Raw genomic sequence first — 18,230 nt, 5'->3', positions numbered from 1 at the left:
GGTACCTATGCATCCCGCCAAATTGACTGGACATTAACATTTTCATCCATTCGTTATATGCTGAAAGCAACCCGGGAATACCCCGGCTGGCGCGCTGGCCAGATTGGATGTTTCACATGCAATTTGAACAGCTAGCCGAGCAGTATACGCCGATGATTCACCGCATCATGAAAAAGCTGCACATTTACAAGAACAAAGAAGACTTTGTTCAAGTGGGAATGATCGCCCTTTGGGAAGCACATGAGCGGTTTGATGAGGCAAAAGGAGCGTTCCCTCCTTACGCTTATTCTTACATTCAGGGGCGAATGAAACACGCACTAACAAAAGAAGCGTCTTTTAGTGATGAAACTGTTTTAACAGGGGAACCCGTTTTGTTCGAAGGAGCAGATCCAGGGCCGTCACCTGATGAAATCACCCTGATTCGCTTATGCGGCGACCGGTTAACGGGCCGGGCAAAAGAATGGTACGACCTGGCGATTATTAAAGGCTTAACGAACCCGGACATTGCGCGAAAGCTCGGTGTCACGCCGGCCGCTGTACGAAAATGGCAAATTGCGGCCCAGGCAGCACTGAAAAACCAATTTGGCGGCGACCGATAAGTTTTCCTTCCTTATACAACTGAACAAGGCGCCAAAAGGCGAATTCAGTTGTCAGCCGCGACAAGCCCAATCAGGTTCTGGTCTGTATGTTCATAAAGTAGCTGGCGGACTGCTGTCATATGCGCCATTTGTTTGCCGCCGGCTTCTATTTTAAGCAAAGAGGCTCTCCCCTAAATCAGGCAATCTGGATTTTAGGGACAGCCTTTTATTATATGCCCTTTCCCGCTAACACCGGAATAAGAAAAATAAAGCCGGAATACTGGGCGCTAACGCCGGAAAATGAGTTTTTTCGGCGTTAGCACCTATTTTTTCGGCGCAATCAGAAATATACCGGCGCTAGCTCATAATAAGACAGCATGCCGAATGAATTAGACAGTCTATTTCCACTCCGGGTGATTCGGCCCCCAAACCGGACCTGACCATATAAACTGCACGAGCTGCCTTTTTCGATACAGCGTCAAGTGGCCATCCTGCATAAGCCAGTACAACCCAACTTCAATGTTGTTTTTGCCCCAGTATGCGCGGGTCATGTGAATTCGTTTGTTGTAATAAGATAAATAATTCGGATGTCTGTCAATAAGTATTCTTAAATCATCCATGTCCACATGATACGCCTGCTCTCCATGAACACCAAGCTCATACGGAACAATCGCTTTCTTGTATCCAAACGCAATCTTGCCTTTCGTATATGACACTCCGACAAACCGATTCACCCGAATAATTTGATCCACCCAATCCCTCCTTGAAAATATATCCAGAGAGACATTTCGACAAAAATAGAAATAATCCTTCTTTTTTCGTGTATAACATACAAAAAATACTATTTCCTGTTACCAAATAGATTTTCTAGTTCTTAAGACATTAAAATAATGAAAAAAAATCCACCTTTTTGAATTGACCATGTTATGATGAGAAAAAGAAGAATATAGGAGGGTTTCTCTTGAATGTAAAAAAAATGTTTTATGTTGCATTAGCACTTATTTTTATTCTCACAGCCTCGCTTCATGCAGCTCCTGCCCCAACCGAAGCAGCCGCAAAAGTCGGCTATGTGAATATAAACAGCGGCACGCTTAATGTACGAAGCGGTCCGGGCTCAAGCTATAAGGTGGTTGGCTCACTCGCAAATAATACAGCTGTCACCGTTTCAAGCCAGACAAAAACCGGCTGGACAGAAATTACATACAAGAAAAAACGCGCGTACGTCGCGACAAACTATTTGCGGATGTACAGCTTCCTCATGGACAAAACAAAAGTGTACACGTATAAAGCGGATGGCGTTATTTCCAAAAACGTTTACAAAGGAAAATATGACGTTTGGGACGAGTGGAGTAGCAGCGACGGCACATTTATAGTCTATGAAAACAATAAAGGATTGTACGTCGGCTGGCCGGAATCAGAATACTACACAGAGCTCGTCTATCCATTAAAAAGCGGAAAAACATGGAAAGATGACTTTGATGAAGCCATTACCTACAAAATCACCGGCATGAGCGGCACGGTTAAAACATCAGCCGGTACATTTAAAAACGTGGTAACCGTGAAATCAAGTGAAGGCTATATCAGCCATTACGCGCCAAATGTCGGTTTTGTCAAAGGAACATACAATGGGAAAACAACATCTGAACTAGTGAAATTAACAAAAAAATAAAAACAGAATGCTAAAAGGCTGTTGTGGGAAAACCTCAACAGCCTTTTTTGTATTGATTAACGCCTAGAAAGATCATTCCGTTAAAGAAGAGCGGGGAACGAAACCAATAACGTTGGAGCCTGATTTCACAAGCGTCCAGCTTCCGACATGATAAGCGATTTGGACCTTCTCATTATTTTGAAGAACTCCAGCCTGTGCATACTTTTCAGAAGGCCCTTTTCTTAGAGGAAGAGATTCATCATTCACCTGCATCTCGTCGCTAAACGAAACCGGCGAATTGTTTATCCGCAGATTGTAGTCAATGGCTCTTGCCAAAAAGACCGCAAAGTCGGCTCGGATAATACTTAAATGAGTGCCGAAATGACCATCACCCATCCCTTGGGCAATCCCTCTTGAGGTAAGTGCTTGCTGAGCTCCAGAAGTTGTATGGCCATATTCATACTCGAACGCTCTGCTGATCATGAGAGCCATTTCACCGCGCGTCACCTTTTCATAAGGCTTGAATGACCCATCTTGATAGCCTGAGAGAATCTTTTTTTCAACAGCAGATTGAATATACCCCGAGGCAAACATGCCCGCATTCACATCTTTAAAAGTATTCTCCCGTTTTGTCCCGTTCAGACTTAACGAACGGCCAATCATGGCAGCTGCTTCAGCGCGTGTAACAGACTTGCCTGGATGAAAATAGCGGTTCTCATCACCAGTTGCAATGGCTCCTTGTGCCAGGTAGGCAATTTCTTTATACGCACGGTGAGCAGCAGGCAGATCATAAAACAAGCCAGCACTTCCTGCCTGGCTTCCCTCTTTCACTACGAAAGCGTCTTTGCTTTCAACGCCAGTTGCGGACAACGAAGTAATGCCATACGTATACACGCCGCCGGAACGGGCCGTCTTATCCACAAACACGGTATTCCCTTTCGTGTTATACACGACATCCAGAATATTTCGCGGATCCTGGTACGAACCTTCTTTGTTTCCTTCAAAGCGGTAAATGACGTATTTACGCGGCTGTTTACTCGTTTGATCCTTAATTTCGATCTTTCTTCCCGCTGTTTCCTTTTTCACCTGAACAGAAGTCGGTTTTACAGGCACTGCCGCGTTTTTCCATGGCGTGTCTGGCGTAACAGCCGTATAATTGTACATTTGCTGCTTCACGATCGTTGCGTAGCCAAGCGAATTTTTCTGGATGCTTTTCAGTGAAAAGTGCATTTGACCTTTCGCTGTGTTGCCCGCCCGGTTTGAAGCGATCTGATTTGGCAGCTCCATTTTATTCTTCCACGTTGGATCAGTATCATTACCGACCTTGTAATCGGCCAGCCCGATATAAAGATGCACAGGGTGAACCTTCGCATACGTCTTGACTTCATGGCTCCACCAATTTAACAGCGTACCATACTTCGCTGCGGACAAATTTTTCGACCAGTAAATTTGGGGCGTAATGTAATCAATCGTCCCGTTTTTGATCCACGTTCTTGTGTCGGCATACAGATCATCGTAATTATTCACCCCGGCTTGTGTGGCGCTGCCCGTTGGATCAAGTGATTTGTTGCGCCATACACCAAACGGCGAAATGCCAAACTGAACATGTGGTTTCGTCGCCTTAATCGCAGCATAAAGATTCTTTACAAGCTGATTCACGTTATTCCGGCGCCAGTCTTCTATTTTCTTAAAAGATGCCCCGTATTTTTTGTAAGCAGCTTGATCTGGAAATGTTTCATTTTTGATTTTGTACGGATAAAAGTAATCATCCATGTGAACGGCATCAATATCATAATTGGACACCAATTCTTTCACAGAGGAAATTAAGTAGTTTTGCACCTCAGGAAGACCGGGATTTAAATAATACTGCTGTCCATATTTCACAACCCAGCCCGGATTTTTCCGCGCGGCGTTGTTCGGCGCAAGGCTTGTTAGCGTCTGTTTTGGCATCGTGACGCGGTAAGGATTCAGCCACGCATGCAGCTCCATGCCGCGTTTATGTGCTTCCTCAATCATAATCTGCAATGGGTCATAACCCGGGTTTGTTCCTTGCTTTTTTCCGGTGATATACGAGGACCACGGTGACAGCTTTGACGGATACAATGCATCACTGGTCGGCTTTACCTGATAAATAACCGCATTAAATTTACTCGCTTTTAATCCATCCAGCGTCTGGCGCGCCCAGGCCGTGTATTGAGCCTTGTTCATACCCGCCTTCATATCACTATTTTGAACAGTCGCAATCCAAGCGGCCCGCATTTCCCTCTTCGGAAGCGGACTGCTCGCTGCTTCAGGCTGAAAAGGCACAATAGACATACACAAAACAAAAATCATCACTGCAGACATTACTGCTTTCAATCTATCTTTCTTCTTCACTGGTCTTTTTGCCCCTCCACGTACACCTTAAAAAATAGTTTCTTCAACTTTTTTCCTCCATATACTTTTTTACTATCATACGATAATTTATGATTTAATTGGTAATTATTCTTAAAAAATCACAGAACGTTAACAAATCGTAAATCTCTCATATTTCCGTACATAAAAAGCGGATGTCCAAAGCAAAAATTAAGTATAATAGCTTATTCGCTTAAGTATTAGAAGCCACATAGCCAATAATCGCAACAAACCCATACTTTATGCTTTTTGGCACCGCACCGCATCTTTCTTTATTTAATCACCGGACTAAAGTAAATATAGCTAACAAGTATAACCCGGCCGTAACACTAACGGCCAGGTTGTTCACTTCCATATTAAAAAAATCACTCAGAAACCTTCACACGTTCCACCATTTCCTGAATGACCGCGATTACACGCTCCTGCTGCTCCACTGTCATATTGGACCCGGAAGGCAAACACACACCATTCTCAAACAACTTATCTGACACACTGTACTCTCCCGTATGCGGATAATATTTCATCCCTTCAAACAGCGGCTGCAAGTGAAGCGGCTTCCAGACCGGACGCGCTTCAATATTATCTTCCGCCAAGCGGTCAATCAGCTCCATTGGCGTAAAGCCCACCTTTTCCCGATCAATCGTCAGTGTCGTTAGCCAGCGGTTATGCTTCGTACCGTCCATTTCAGGCATAAAGTCAAAGCCGTCTACTTCATTAAACGCCTCCACGTAACGGTCAAATACCGAACGGCGAGCGCCTACACGGTCATTGAGCACTTCAAGCTGCGCACGGCCCACACCTGCTAAAATATTACTCATCCGGTAATTATATCCTGATTCGCTATGCTGGTAATGAGGAGCCGGATCACGTGCCTGTGTCGCCAAAAAGCGTGCCTTCCGAAGTGCTTCTACATCATTCGAAACAAGCATACCGCCGCCGGACGTCGTAATAATCTTATTCCCGTTAAACGAAAAGATGCCAAACTTTCCGAATGATCCGCTTTTTTTGCCTTTGTATTCAGCACCTAGCGATTCAGCTGCATCTTCTACAACCGGCACACCGTAGCGATCACAAATGGCCATAATCTCATCCATCTTTGCGCTCTGGCCGTACAAATTCACCACAATCACTGCTTTTGGCAATACGTCTGCTTCCTGTAATGCACGTCCTAGTGCGCCTGGCGACATATTCCATGTATCGGGTTCTGAATCAATAAAAACAGGTGTCGCCGCTTGATACAAAATCGGATTAGCACTAGCAATAAACGTAAGACTCGAACAAAACACCGTATCTCCTGCCTGCACATCCAATAGGCGCAGCGCTAAATGTATCGCCGCTGTCCCCGAACTAACGGCTGCTGCATCCGCTACCCCTGCATAGACTGCCAGCTCTCGTTCGAAGTTGTCCACATTCGGGCCAAGCGGCGCGATCCAGTTTTGGTCAAATGCCTCGTTTATGTATAGCTGCTCCCGGCCGCTCATATGCGGTGATGACAAGTAAATTTTTGATGAATCTGCCACCTTTATCACCCTCCTAAAAAGAAAATAAAGTTTCTGCTTAGCAGAAACTTTTGAAAAATGTTCTCAATAAAGAAAGATATTGTTCTTTACTGAGAGTGATGCTATAATTTATACATCAACTGATATGATCACTTTAATAATACGTTGGATTTAACAACAGCAGGCACACCAATGGCTGTCTCTTCATCTGGTATATCATGAATCACAACCGACCCGGCCCCAATAACGGACCAGTCACCGATCGTTTTCCCAGGAATTACTTTTGCCCCGGCGCCGACGTGAGCACCCGTCCCGACAGTTACGTTCCCAGTCATCACACTTCCCGGCGAAATATGCGCATAATCGGCAATAAAATTGTCATGTTCCACAATCGAGCCGGAATTAACAATGACATGTGAGCCAATCACTGCATCCGCATTAATAATGGCTCCTGCCATCACAACCGATCCAGGCCCAATACGCGCAGAAGGGCTAACAAACGAAAACGGATGAATAAGCGTTTCAAACATTGCACCGTAATCAAACAGTTCTTTCGCAATTTTTTCACGAACCCAATTTGTCCCAATGGCAATTGTAAAAACCACCCCAGGGTCTGTTGCCAGTTTCTTCGCCTCAGAAACCGGGCCGAATTGTATACCGTTTTTACATGAAACATCCGTATAACGGTCATCTAATATAGCAATGAACTCATACCCACCTAATGACTGAATCGTATCCTGAACGACCTTGCTATGACCACCGTGCCCAATCACTACAATCTTTCTCACGCCTTCACCGCCTCTTCGCTTTATAACGTTCCCTATCAATCTTCCATCTACCATTTTATTATATTTCAACCCAAAATGCTACTTTGCCATTTTTGCGAAATCATTTTGATCCAAATGTATCCTTTTTCGTTCCTGTAAATTTTGTCATCGTCACATGCCCCTGCTGGCTGACACCTTCTGACTTAAACACTTTCATTACCGTCATAAACAAAATCTTCAAATCCAGCCAAAACGACTGGTTCTCCACATACCACACATCCAGCTTAAACTTCTCTTCCCACGAAATCGCATTGCGCCCATTTACCTGTGCCCAGCCAGTAATCCCCGGCCGCACCTCATGACGCCGCGCCTGCTCCGGCGTGTACAGCTCCAAATATTCCATTAACAACGGACGCGGGCCAACAAGACTGATATCCCCTTTTAGCACATTAAACAGCTGTGGAAGTTCATCCAGACTCAGCTTCCGCAGCAATTTGCCAAATGGCGTTAGTCGAATATGATCCGGCAGCAGTTCTCCAAATTCATCCCGCTCATCTGTCATCGTCCGAAACTTATATACGAAAAAAGGTTTGCCGTGCAAGCCAGGCCGTAGTTGTTTAAAAACGATCGGTGATCCAAGCTTTAAACGGATCAAAACAGCTGTAATTAAAATTAACGGTGATAAAATTAAAATGCCAACACATGCACATATAAAATCGAATAGCCTTTTCATTTTTGCACCTTTTTCGTTCTACTCTATCAATTTTCTATTTATAGGGTAGAGCATTAATTAATTTTCTAAAAATCTATTTATAAAGAGTTTATTTTGAAATTCAAATCATTTATTTAAAATAGTTTGATCTTACTTTTTAATATCCTTAAGTAGATATTCATTCAATTTAGAAGCAAGCACTTCCCAAGAATAGCGTTGCTTTACATATGTTGTTAAAAATTTGCCATCATCCTTAACATTAGTTGGCGAATTACTATATTCTATTATTTTTTCAGAAAGTTTGCTTAAGTCGTTACTTACCTGAATACCTTTTTGTTCAGACAATTCCCCTACCATTTTAGGATTCGCGATCATAATAATTGGAAGCCCGCCGGCCATATAATCGTAAAGCTTATTCATGCTGAAACCCCATTTATAAAGCGGAGATTCTAACATAGAAATAATGCTTACATCTGCCTTACTCAACAAAAAAGGAATACTTTCTTTAGAGACGGAATCTTTGAATGTAATGTTATTAATTTTTTCATTCTTTGCTTTTTCAATCAGAGAATTCTTTTGATCACCATTTCCAATCATTAATAAGTGGATTTGCGGATTATCTTTTAACATACCCATCAAATCAATTAAGGGAGATAAATGATTAGCAATACCATGTGAACCAGTATAAATCATCAAAAATTTCCTGTCTAATCCTTCAAACATAACATCAATTTCTTTATCTTTTTTTAAAGATTCAAACCTGTCTAAACTAACTCCGTTAGGCAAATAAATGACTTTTGAAGAATCTATTCCTTTAGATTGAACGTAATTAGTAGCTTTATCGAATAGCACTATTATACGGTCTGCCTTTTTATATAAAAATGTCTCTAATTTATATAAAATTTGAGCTACAGGATGTTTAGGAGACAATTTCTCGAAATCCACAAAAGTTTGAGGCCATAAATCTCTTTCCTCAAAGTAAAATTTGCATTTCGCTTTTTTTGAAATTAAATAACCTGCCATTGCTGCTAATGGATGCACTGAAGAGCCAATAATTAAATCCGGCTTTTCTATTTTATAATCTTTTATTGCTTTTCTGTATACTTTGGATGAATAACTTAGTATATTTTTGATTCTTCCTATAGCATTTTCATAAGGCGGGGTATTAATCCAGACGTAATTTACACCATCAATTTTTTCAGCATAATAAGGATTGTTATTAAATTCAAAAATCATTTCTCTTTTCGAAAAATGATTAAAAGAAGATGCAAAAATTGATACTTTGTATCCTTTTTTAGATAACTCTTTAGCCAGATCAAAATGTCTTGTGCCACCGACATGTGATGGCGCAACTGCATAGTGATTAAAGATCCATATGTTCACGTTAAAACCTTCACTCCTGATTTCTCAATAGTTGGTTTTCAGGTACATTCCGTAACTTTTTCGCTGGTGATCCAACAACTATCTCTTCTTTTTGAACATCTTTCGTTACTACGCTTGCAGCAGCAACTGTCCCATCTTCATGAATCACTTTCCCAGGCAAAATGGTTGAGTTGGCCCCGATACGACCGCCGTCTTTAATTGTGACACCTTTAAACTTGTCGTAACGTTCTTTGCTGCGTGCCATGTAATTATCATTCGTAGTTACCACATACGGTGCGATAAAAACATAATCACCGAGTTCCGAATAAGCGGTAATATAGCTGTTTGTTTCAAGCTTGCAACGCTTTCCTACCTTACAGTCATTCTCAATCGCAACGCCCCGGCCAACTATTGTCCGTTCACCAACTGTTACTCTCTCACGAATTGTCGCCAAATCCGCCACAAATACTTCATCCGCAATCTCTGCATTGGCATAAATAACAGCGGAAGTTCCAACTGTTACTCCATCACCTATGACCGCTGGCGGCAATTGTTTGGTCTCCGGCAAAATTGATGCTTTTGCACGTGTAGGCTGCTTTCCAATCACCACATTGTCTTGAATAATGCAATTGCTTCCAATAATAGTTCCATCATAAATAACCACATTATGACCGATGACTACATTTTCTCCAAAAGTTACATTCTCACCAATGATTACATTTTGTCCTTGTTGCAAATCTGTTCCTCCCTAAAAAAGACTGCCTGCATATGCAGGCGGTCTTCGCTTAGTATTATTTTGTATAAAATTCAATGATTTTTTCGACAACATAATCTTGATCCGCCTGCTTTAGTTCTGGATACATCGGCAGTGAAATGGCTTCTTTCGCTGCTTTTTCTGTCTTTGGCAGATCACCTTCTTTATAACCGAGTTCTGCGAAAACCGGCTGAACATGAAGCGGCATTGGATAATAAATCATCGTTGCAATACCATGTTCTTTTAAGTAGTTTTGCAGTTCATCACGGTTTGGAACACGCAATGTATATTGATGGAATACATGATGATTTCCTTCTTTTTCAACCGGTGTTTGAATCATCTCAGCCAGTTGCTCATTTAATTTCTTTGTATAATAGGCCGCCCGCTGACGGCGTGCATTGGACCACTCATCTAAATGAGGAAACTTTACGTTTAAAATCGCTGCCTGTAGTTCATCTAAACGGCTATTATAACCTAATACATGATGATAATACTTTGGCTTGCTTCCGTGCACACGAATTACACTTGCTTTCTCAGCCAGTTCTGTATTGTTTGTCACTATCATGCCGCCATCGCCATACGCTCCAAGGTTTTTCGTCGGGAAAAAGCTATACGTAGCGCCTGTACCAAGCTCTCCAACACTTTTCCCATTTTGCTTCGCACCAATCGCCTGTGCTGCATCTTCAATAACCGCTAGATTATGCTTATCTGCAATTGCCTTGATCGCTTCCATATCTGCCATCTGTCCATACAAATGAACCGGAATAATCGCTTTCGTTTTATCCGTAACAGCATCTTCAATTTTAGATGGATCAATATTAAATGTATCTAAATCGATATCCACATAAATAGGTGTTGCTCCCGCACGGGCAATAGCGCCGCCTGTCGCAAAGAACGTAAATGCAGTTGTAATCACTTCATCACCCAAACCGACTCCCGCCGCCTGCAATGCAATATGTATTGCGTCACTGCCATTTCCCACACCAATTCCATGAGCGACATTGCTGTACTTTGCAACATCTGATTCAAGCTGTTTCACATTGCTTCCTAAAATAAACTGAGAAGAAGACATAACTTCATCAAGCTTTGCGATTACCTCATCCTTCATTGATAAATATTGTTCTGATAGGTCGAGCATTTGAATTTTCATATTGAACTCCTTAACTATATTAATTCTGTAAAAGGTTTTCATAAACATCGATTAATTTCTGACTTTCCGATTCCCAGTTAAACTTAGTTTCAACTGCAATACGACCATTTTTGCCCATACGTTCAGCTTCCTTAGGGTTTTCCATGAGAAAATTTATGGCATGTCCAATTTCTTTTGGTTTTAATGGATCGACACATACACCAGAGTCAGTTTCTTCAATAATACTTTTCCATAAAGGAAAATTAGAAGCTATGACCGGAATACCAGCTGCCATATACTCAAACATCTTTACAGGCAGAGCATCTACATAATTAAGTGTTGGATGCAGCACCACCATGCCGGCTTTAGATTTTCTATATGTATCTTTCACTTGTTCACGATTTAAAAAGCCGAGCTCTTTCACTTTTGACCAGCCATCTAGACTTTTTACTGCCTCTTTTTCTGTGTTGAACGCAAACTTTCCTGCTAATAACAGAGAAATATCTTCTGTATATGTGAGAGCCATTGTCATTTCATTAATTCCACGAGTAACAGAAATTCCTCCAACATAACATACAACATTTTCTTTCTCAGCCCATTTGCCGTCTTCAATTTTAAGTTCTTCTAACAATGGATAATTGTTGACATCTTGTACAGCGCACCCCAGCTTTAAAAATCGATCACGAATATATGGCGTAGCTGTGATAATTTTATCAAATTTTTTCACAGCTCGATTTTCGTATTGTTCGAAAGTCTTTGAAATTACTTTACGAAGATTCTTAGGCAGCCAATTCTTTGTCATTATTTGTTTTGGGACATCTTCATGTACATCATAAATGACCTTCTTACCTTGCTTTTTCAATTTCAGACCAACGGGAATAAGTTCCGGATCATGAAAATGATATACATCAGCATCTATTTCTAGTCCTATTTTTAATACTTGGTTAACCGTTTTTGTCATTCTTTTCAAACGACTGCCTTTTTCTTTTCTTAATCCATGTATTTGAACGCCGTCAATTATAGTATCTTGTACACTAGGAACCACAAAATGCACTTCATATCCCGCTTTTTTCAGTGAACGGCATTCTTTAAGAAAGATTCTTGTATCTGTGTGTGCGTGTACTGATGTTAAATGGCAGATCTTCATCTATTTCTCCCCTTATTTACTTCTAATAATTTCCTCTTTATTTGGTTCAATGTGTTTCTTATAAACGGTTAAAAAAACTACCGATAAGGACACTAAAATCCAATGAGTTCTAAATTGAAAGAAACTACTAGGTACATTACTGGCTATTAATAATACAAGCAAAGCAATTAATAATGTCTTTGTTATCATTTTAGTATTATTATGTTGTGTTTTAATATAAATCTTGTATATATTCTTGAGTATTGACACATACACCAAAATATATAAAGTCCCAATTAGAAAGCCAGATTCTACAAATATTTCCGCCAGCCAATTGTGTATATTTATTATATCAGAAGCATAATAATTCGGACCTTTGGTTAGCATATACGATTCAAAAGATCCCAAACCAATACCGAAACCATATGTAGATTGCAAAAATTGAAAACCATTTTTTATAAGATTAATTCTTATGTCGTTAGATGCATCATTATATATAAAATTATAGGTAAAACTAATAGCAGTCCCTATATTCGCTATAATTACAGTAAACGCTACTATCAAGATTGAAGCCAAAAATACATTACCAGATATTTGCTTAACAGTAAGCTTAGATCTATAAGCGTATAAAGAAATTAAATATAAAAATATACCAATACCTAAAGCTAAAAAGCTCCCTCTGGAACCAGTAAGAATAATCAATATCATGTTAGAAATTAATAAAAAAATAAATATTAACTTAATTTTTATTTTTTTATTAAACTCAATCGCAGAAAGAAAAAAGGGAACCATAGTAGCTAAAAACACACCAAGATCATTTTCATTTGTAAAAACACTTGTAGGGATATTATATGGAACTAGTGAGATTAAATCAGAATTATAGAAGCGGGAACTACTTAAATACTTTCCTGAAAAAACATTTATCCATCCAAATAGATTAATTATTATAACCGATATTACTATAATATAAAATAGGACAACAAATTGATTAATTTCATTAATTAAATAGCTAGTAAAAATAAATAATAATAACATCAAAGTAAAAAAGAATATCTTTTCTACACTTCTATTTAAATCTAAACTCCAAAACAACTGAACTATAGAGTAAAACCACCATAATAAAAAAAAGCAAAAATATTTATCTTTAAATATAGTACTCTTAATTTCTCTTTGGTAAAAAACTTGAAATACCATAATTATTAAAAGTATAATCATTAATATTCTAAACGGAAACACGCTGATTCCACCTAAAGGAAATGCAAAAAGAGCAGATCCTATAAAAGCAAAGATATATGTGATAAAAAAAAGAATTCTTGTATAATTCATTTCTTGCTCCTATTGAAATATGATATAAAACTTGAAATTTTATTTGTTTCAACAAGTTTAAGCAAGTTAAATTAACATTTCAAATAATGAAATTAATTGCTTACTCACTGCCTTCTCACTAAACCTATTTTTGCAATCTTCAACAATTTCTTGCTCACTATAACTTTTATAGTCGCGCACCATGCTTTTCAGAGCAGCGGCCAATTCCTCTATGTCATCCACATCTACCAACAACCCGTTATTTTCATTCACGATCATATCTGGTCCCCCACACCTAGTGGAGATAATTGGTTTGCCACAAGCTAATGCTTCTATATAAACTACACCAAACGTTTCACTTTTGCTCGCTAGTACAAATGAATTGCATTTCTTCATTTCATGAATTGTTCTTTCTCTTGTAAGCAAACCTAAAAATTTTACTTTACTTTCTATTTCGAGTTCTTTTACCAGCATCTCTAATCTATTTCTTTCTTGCCCATCTCCACCAATAACAAGCTTAACTTCATCATCATCTGGAAATGCTTTTGAAAATGCTTTTATTAAAATATCCATACCTTTGTTCGGAGTTAAAAAAGCCAAACTGAAAAATTGAAACATTCCTGATTTGTTGTTAATTTTTTCAGGATAAAATTTTGTCATGTCAACACTGTTAGGAATAATAATAATTTTCTTTGCAGTATATTCACTAATTTTTTCTTTTAGTGTTGGACCAACAGTTATTATTTCATCAGCAATATCTAAAGCTTCTTTAATATATTTTTTCTGAGAATCTGCAATTAGGTTTCTCGTAAATAAAGATGAATGTTCGGTGATTATTAGAGGTATATTGTATTTTTTCGCAACCTGTGCAGATGCCCAGCCGCCCCATAGGATTGAATGAGCTTGAATTATATCTGGTTTTCCATGTTCTTCAACTATTTTATTAAATAAGACCTCGAACCATTCAAGGAATTTTTTTCTAATTTGACCTTTCATGCGTGGCAAATAGTTATATCCCCTATACCGGTAAGTTTTTAACCCTTTTTCCAGCTCATAATGAATACCACCTTTAGATTGAAATTTTTTGAAAGATTTCAAACTTCTTATTTCGGGATAAGCAACTGTAATATCTAAACCATTTTCTTGAAGAGCTAGCGCTTGTTCTTGAAAGAACACACCTGAAATGGAGCTTATTTCTGTTGGATACCATGATGGCACAATTAATACTTTCATGATTTTCGCGTCCTTTTAATTAATTGATTAAGCATTTTTTGATAAGTTACTATATCTCTCGCTTTTAAGAATAATATATCGTCTATCTTTGCTTTTGTTATTTTCGAAAAAATGAACAGTTTCAAAAAGAAAGTTAAGCCATAAGTAATTGATGTTGCAAGAGCCGCTCCGTTAAATCCAAATTTCGGTACAAGTAGTATATTTAAAACCAAATTGCATGCTACAGTAACTAGCGAAGTATATAAATTAATTTCTGGTTTCCCACGACCCGCTAAATCATTCGAAAGTATTCTTTCCGCAGAAAATAATGTTATACCTACTAATAGAATTTTTATTGTTGAAGAGGCAGCTTTATATTCGGTTCCAAATAAAAGATATACAATAAAGTCAGATAATATAAAGAATATTACTGCGAATACAGCTGAAAGATACAGAACATTTCTTGCTACCATTGTAGTGAGCTCTGTTCGCTCTTTTTCACCTTTAGTAGCAGAGATTCTAGGAAATAACGCTGCGGAAACAGGCTGGGAGAACACCCATAACCTTTCTGCAATCGAGACTGCTACGTTGTACATTCCTACTGCTGCCGGGTTGATAAAGTATGAAATCAGTATGATATCAAGTCGATAATTGAGGAATGATATAATATTACTCAAATGCGCTTTATATCCATATTTAAAACAATCTTTTGTCAATTCCATAGAAAAGTTTCTAATTCCAAATCGTATCCCATCTTTTCGCATATATTCAATAATAAAAATTGATGGTAAAATTGATCCAATTGCAAATGAAAGTAATGCTTTTCCCAATGAAAGATCTAAAACGAGAAACACAACTAACAAAAAAATAACTTGAATCCATTTACTCGTTAAGTTAATGGCATTGTATCGCCTAAAGTTTTGCGTCCCTTGGTAAACAGCTTGTAAAAAACTATTGAAGAAAAGAAACGGCAATACGAATAAAGTAGATAATAGTGCTAAAAGCGGAACTCCGTCAAAAAAAGTATTTTTAAAAAGAAAAACCGCTCCAAGTCCAACGTTTATCGCCAAAAAACTTATTCCTAATCCTAAAATAATATTGGTTGAAACTACAATGTTCATACAATATTTTTCACGACCAATATAATAAACAGTCGCCGGTGCAATACCGAAATTCATGAAGGTAACTAACATAGTTGGAAGAAGTGTGATTAGTGTAAAAAGACCTTGACCTTCAACGCCTAATGTCCGCGCAATAATGACAGTCGTTAATAAACCCAAAATAATTGTTAAAATGTTACTGCTGAAATTCATGACACTGTTTTTTAAAAAGCTGCTATTTTCGCTCATGAAAATCCTCTTCTACAAACTATAATTTAAAATAATTTTCACCATCTAATTCTTTACTGTTTCTTGTATCTAGTATCGCTTTAGCAAATGCACCAATAATATTATAATCATATCCACTGTGATTCGTTGCGAGTACAGTTAAATCCGCCTGTTCAAGAATCTCTCGATCTAAGTTTTTTGTTTTATGCATTTGACCACTCAATTTAAATTCTTCCACATGCGGATCAACGACCGCCCAATCCGCTCCAAATTGTGTAAGTTTATCCAGAATCGGTAATACAGGAGATTCTCGGTAGTCGTCGATGTCTTTTTTGTAGGCTACGCCCAGGACAAGGATATTAGCTCCTTTTAATGCTTTACCCTTCTCATTCAAAATCTCCATACAGCGCTGCACAACAAAATCAGGCATACTGTCGTTAATTTCACCAGCTGTTTCGATCAGTTTTGTATGATAGTTGTATTCCCGTGCTTTCCACGTTAAGTACCACGGATCAATCGGAATACAATGACCACCCAGCCCCGGGCCTGGATAAAATGGCATAAATCCATATGGTTTAGTGGCGGCTGCATCGATTACTTCCCATACGTCAATCCCCATTTTTTTACATAGAATCGCCATCTCATTAGCTAACGCAATATTGATATTCCGAAATGTGTTTTCAAGTAGTTTTTCCATTTCCGCTACGGCCGGGCTGGATACTTCGTGTACGTCTCCTTCTAGCACAGAGCGATACATGGTTGCGGCTACTTTTGTACATGATGGCGTCATACCGCCGACCACTTTTGGCGTGTTCTTTGTATTAAAATCTTTGTTACCTGGATCGACGCGTTCCGGTGAGTAAGCAAGGAAGAAGTCTTCACCACAAACAAGCCCCGTTGCTTCAAGGACAGGCTTAATGAGTTCTTCTGTCGTTCCAGGGTATGTTGTGCTTTCTAAGACTACCAATGTCCCTTTTGTAAAGTTTTCGGCGATAGCTTTCGCTGAGCTTTCAACGTATTTCATGTTCGGCTGCTTATAAATATCTAGCGGTGTTGGTACACAGATAGCAAGTGCATCAACGTGTTGAATAAAAGAATAGTCAGATGTTGCTTTTAACTTCCCGCTTTTAACGAGCTCCTCAAGATCTGCTGGAATCACATCTCCAATATAGTTCACACCGTTATTTACTTTATATACCTTTTCTTCCTGTACATCAAAGCCGATAACGTTGTAGCCGGCTTTCGCTTTTTCAACAGCAAGCGGCAATCCAACGTAACCAAGACCAACGACACCAATTGTCGCTGATTTTGTTTCAAGCTTTTGAATAAGTTCTTCGGCTAAACTATTTAATGTAATTTCTTCCATTATACTGTTGCTCCTTTATCTAACTGAATCAGTTTGTTTGATGCGGCGGACTCATAAAAAGCAAGAACAAGTTCGAGAGCTTTTTTTCCGTCTTCTCCTGTAACAGCCGGCGTGCGTTCTTCTTTAACCGCTTCGATCATATCAGCAATAATCCGCTCATGTCCCGGTGTCCCCCATGGTTCTGCTTTTACTTTTTCTTTTAACGATGCTGCTTCGCCCTCATCCATGCCTTTTATTTGAAGGTGTTCAAAATAAAGGGCATTTGCACCACCTATTTTAACAGTTCCTTTTTCACCAAAAATCGTCATGGATTCTTCATAGTTTTTCGAATAAACAGTTGTTGAAGCTTGTACATTAGCTAAGGCGCCTGATTTAAAACGTACTATGCCAGTTGAAACATCTTCTGCTTCAATATTACGTAGGCGGGTCGCTTCCATGCTGAAGACTTCTTGTGCATCACCCATGAACCAAAGAAGGAGATCGAGATTGTGAATCGCTTGATTCATGAGAACGCCGCCGTCGTGCTGCTTCGTCCCTCGCCAAGGAGCCTGGTCATAGTATTCCTGATTTCGATTCCAGTTTACGATACAATTCGCGTGACTGATTTTGCCGAGTTTGCCGCTGTCCAGAATTTTACGCAATTCTTGTACAACTGGACGGAAACGGTTCGGGTGGACGACTGCTAATTTAATGTTATTCGCGTTTGCAGCTTCAATAATCCGATTCGTTTCTTCGATTGTCATAGCAATTGGTTTTTCAAGCACGATATGTTTTCCAGCGGCTGCGACTTGTTCTGCAAGCGGTGCATGAAGGCCGCTCGGTGTGCAAATACAGACAATATCGATTGATGGATCTTGCAGCATATCCGATAATTCAGTGTATAGTTTCGCTCCATATTCTTCTGTATAAGGCTGCATAGCCACCTCTACTTTATCGCATACAGCGACAAGTTTTGCTCCTTCAATATTTTGAATGGCTGTTGCGTGCTTTTTGGCAATGAAGCCGCATCCGACGATGGCAAAATTCAATTTATGATTCCTTCTTTCCTAT

Annotated in this window: 16 protein-coding genes; 2 read left to right on the top strand and 14 right to left on the bottom strand. The window is 39.2% G+C overall.

Annotated features, from left to right (window positions below):
• The first annotated feature begins 116 nt into the window (after positions 1–116).
• Positions 117–599: a sigma-70 family RNA polymerase sigma factor gene (locus tag BA724_RS10305; RefSeq protein ID WP_069938572.1), complete on the top strand. Its 483-nt coding sequence runs from the start codon at positions 117–119 to the stop codon at positions 597–599.
• A 377-nt stretch (positions 600–976) separates the two neighbouring features.
• Here BA724_RS10305 and BA724_RS10300 read toward each other — a convergent pair whose 3' ends face one another.
• Positions 977–1,330 (bottom strand): hypothetical protein, encoded by a 354-nt coding sequence (locus tag BA724_RS10300; RefSeq protein ID WP_069938571.1) that lies wholly within the window; start codon positions 1,328–1,330, stop codon positions 977–979.
• Positions 1,331–1,539: 209 nt separating this feature from the next.
• On the opposite strand from BA724_RS10300, the gene BA724_RS10295 reads away from it, so the two are divergent.
• Positions 1,540–2,247 carry an SH3 domain-containing protein gene (locus tag BA724_RS10295; RefSeq protein ID WP_069938570.1) on the top strand — a complete coding sequence of 236 codons (708 nt, stop codon included), beginning with the start codon at positions 1,540–1,542 and terminating at the stop codon, positions 2,245–2,247.
• Between the two features lie 72 nt (positions 2,248–2,319).
• On the opposite strand, the gene BA724_RS10290 is transcribed toward BA724_RS10295, so the two are convergent.
• From BA724_RS10290 to BA724_RS10230, 13 genes are all read right to left on the bottom strand, one after another.
• Positions 2,320–4,572: a family 10 glycosylhydrolase gene (locus BA724_RS10290; RefSeq protein ID WP_083256197.1), complete on the bottom strand. Its 2,253-nt coding sequence runs from the start codon at positions 4,570–4,572 to the stop codon at positions 2,320–2,322.
• Between the two features lie 413 nt (positions 4,573–4,985).
• Positions 4,986–6,149 carry a DegT/DnrJ/EryC1/StrS family aminotransferase gene (locus BA724_RS10285; protein WP_069938568.1) on the bottom strand — a complete coding sequence of 388 codons (1,164 nt, stop codon included), beginning with the start codon at positions 6,147–6,149 and terminating at the stop codon, positions 4,986–4,988.
• A 119-nt stretch (positions 6,150–6,268) separates the two neighbouring features.
• Positions 6,269–6,907 (bottom strand): acetyltransferase, encoded by a 639-nt coding sequence (locus BA724_RS10280; protein WP_069938567.1) that lies wholly within the window; start codon positions 6,905–6,907, stop codon positions 6,269–6,271.
• 100 nt (positions 6,908–7,007) lie between these two features.
• Positions 7,008–7,619 (bottom strand): sugar transferase, encoded by a 612-nt coding sequence (locus BA724_RS10275; RefSeq protein ID WP_069938566.1) that lies wholly within the window; start codon positions 7,617–7,619, stop codon positions 7,008–7,010.
• Between the two features lie 129 nt (positions 7,620–7,748).
• Complete coding sequence (locus BA724_RS10270) at positions 7,749–8,981, bottom strand: glycosyltransferase family 4 protein (protein ID WP_069938565.1); 1,233 nt, start codon at positions 8,979–8,981, stop codon at positions 7,749–7,751.
• A 10-nt stretch (positions 8,982–8,991) separates the two neighbouring features.
• Positions 8,992–9,696, bottom strand: coding sequence for an N-acetyltransferase (locus tag BA724_RS10265; protein WP_069938564.1), 705 nt, complete (start codon positions 9,694–9,696; stop codon positions 8,992–8,994).
• A gap of 55 nt (positions 9,697–9,751) precedes the next feature.
• Complete coding sequence (locus BA724_RS10260) at positions 9,752–10,864, bottom strand: DegT/DnrJ/EryC1/StrS family aminotransferase (protein WP_069938563.1); 1,113 nt, start codon at positions 10,862–10,864, stop codon at positions 9,752–9,754.
• Between the two features lie 19 nt (positions 10,865–10,883).
• A complete protein-coding gene (locus tag BA724_RS10255; RefSeq protein ID WP_069938562.1) occupies positions 10,884–11,990 on the bottom strand; it encodes a glycosyltransferase family 4 protein in 1,107 nt (368 codons plus the stop codon).
• A 12-nt stretch (positions 11,991–12,002) separates the two neighbouring features.
• Complete coding sequence (locus BA724_RS10250; protein WP_069938561.1) at positions 12,003–13,295, bottom strand: O-antigen ligase family protein; 1,293 nt, start codon at positions 13,293–13,295, stop codon at positions 12,003–12,005.
• 66 nt (positions 13,296–13,361) lie between these two features.
• Entirely contained in the window at positions 13,362–14,507 is a 1,146-nt protein-coding gene (locus BA724_RS10245; protein ID WP_069938560.1) for a glycosyltransferase, read from the bottom strand.
• Positions 14,504–15,835, bottom strand: coding sequence for a flippase (locus BA724_RS10240; RefSeq protein WP_069938559.1), 1,332 nt, complete (start codon positions 15,833–15,835; stop codon positions 14,504–14,506). The genes BA724_RS10245 and BA724_RS10240 overlap by 4 nt, the downstream gene beginning before the upstream one ends.
• A gap of 19 nt (positions 15,836–15,854) precedes the next feature.
• On the bottom strand, positions 15,855–17,180 hold the full coding sequence (locus BA724_RS10235) for a nucleotide sugar dehydrogenase (RefSeq protein ID WP_069938558.1): 1,326 nt from the start codon (positions 17,178–17,180) through the stop codon (positions 15,855–15,857).
• Positions 17,180–18,208 (bottom strand): Gfo/Idh/MocA family protein, encoded by a 1,029-nt coding sequence (locus tag BA724_RS10230; RefSeq protein WP_069938557.1) that lies wholly within the window; start codon positions 18,206–18,208, stop codon positions 17,180–17,182. The genes BA724_RS10235 and BA724_RS10230 overlap by 1 nt, the downstream gene beginning before the upstream one ends.
• Between the last annotated feature and the right edge of the window lie 22 nt (positions 18,209–18,230).

This window comes from Domibacillus iocasae (genome assembly GCF_001750285.1).
Taxonomy (GTDB): Bacteria; Bacillota; Bacilli; order Bacillales; family Domibacillaceae; genus Domibacillus; species Domibacillus iocasae.
Note: the sequence above shows the minus strand (reverse complement) of the source record. Positions and strands in the feature narration are given on the sequence as shown.

Excerpts from the sequence above, each read along its gene's own strand:
- BA724_RS10250 (WP_069938561.1), bottom strand. The coding sequence starts at position 13,295 with ATGAATTATACAAGAATTCTTTTTTTTATCACATATATCTTTGCTTTT.
- BA724_RS10245 (WP_069938560.1), bottom strand. The coding sequence starts at position 14,507 with ATGAAAGTATTAATTGTGCCATCATGGTATCCAACAGAAATAAGCTCC.
- BA724_RS10275 (WP_069938566.1), bottom strand. The coding sequence starts at position 7,619 with ATGAAAAGGCTATTCGATTTTATATGTGCATGTGTTGGCATTTTAATT.
- BA724_RS10260 (WP_069938563.1), bottom strand. The coding sequence starts at position 10,864 with ATGAAAATTCAAATGCTCGACCTATCAGAACAATATTTATCAATGAAG.
- BA724_RS10235 (WP_069938558.1), bottom strand. The coding sequence starts at position 17,180 with ATGGAAGAAATTACATTAAATAGTTTAGCCGAAGAACTTATTCAAAAG.
- BA724_RS10240 (WP_069938559.1), bottom strand. The coding sequence starts at position 15,835 with ATGAGCGAAAATAGCAGCTTTTTAAAAAACAGTGTCATGAATTTCAGC.
- BA724_RS10290 (WP_083256197.1), bottom strand. The coding sequence starts at position 4,572 with ATGTCTGCAGTGATGATTTTTGTTTTGTGTATGTCTATTGTGCCTTTT.
- BA724_RS10255 (WP_069938562.1), bottom strand. The coding sequence starts at position 11,990 with ATGAAGATCTGCCATTTAACATCAGTACACGCACACACAGATACAAGA.
- BA724_RS10305 (WP_069938572.1), top strand. The coding sequence starts at position 117 with ATGCAATTTGAACAGCTAGCCGAGCAGTATACGCCGATGATTCACCGC.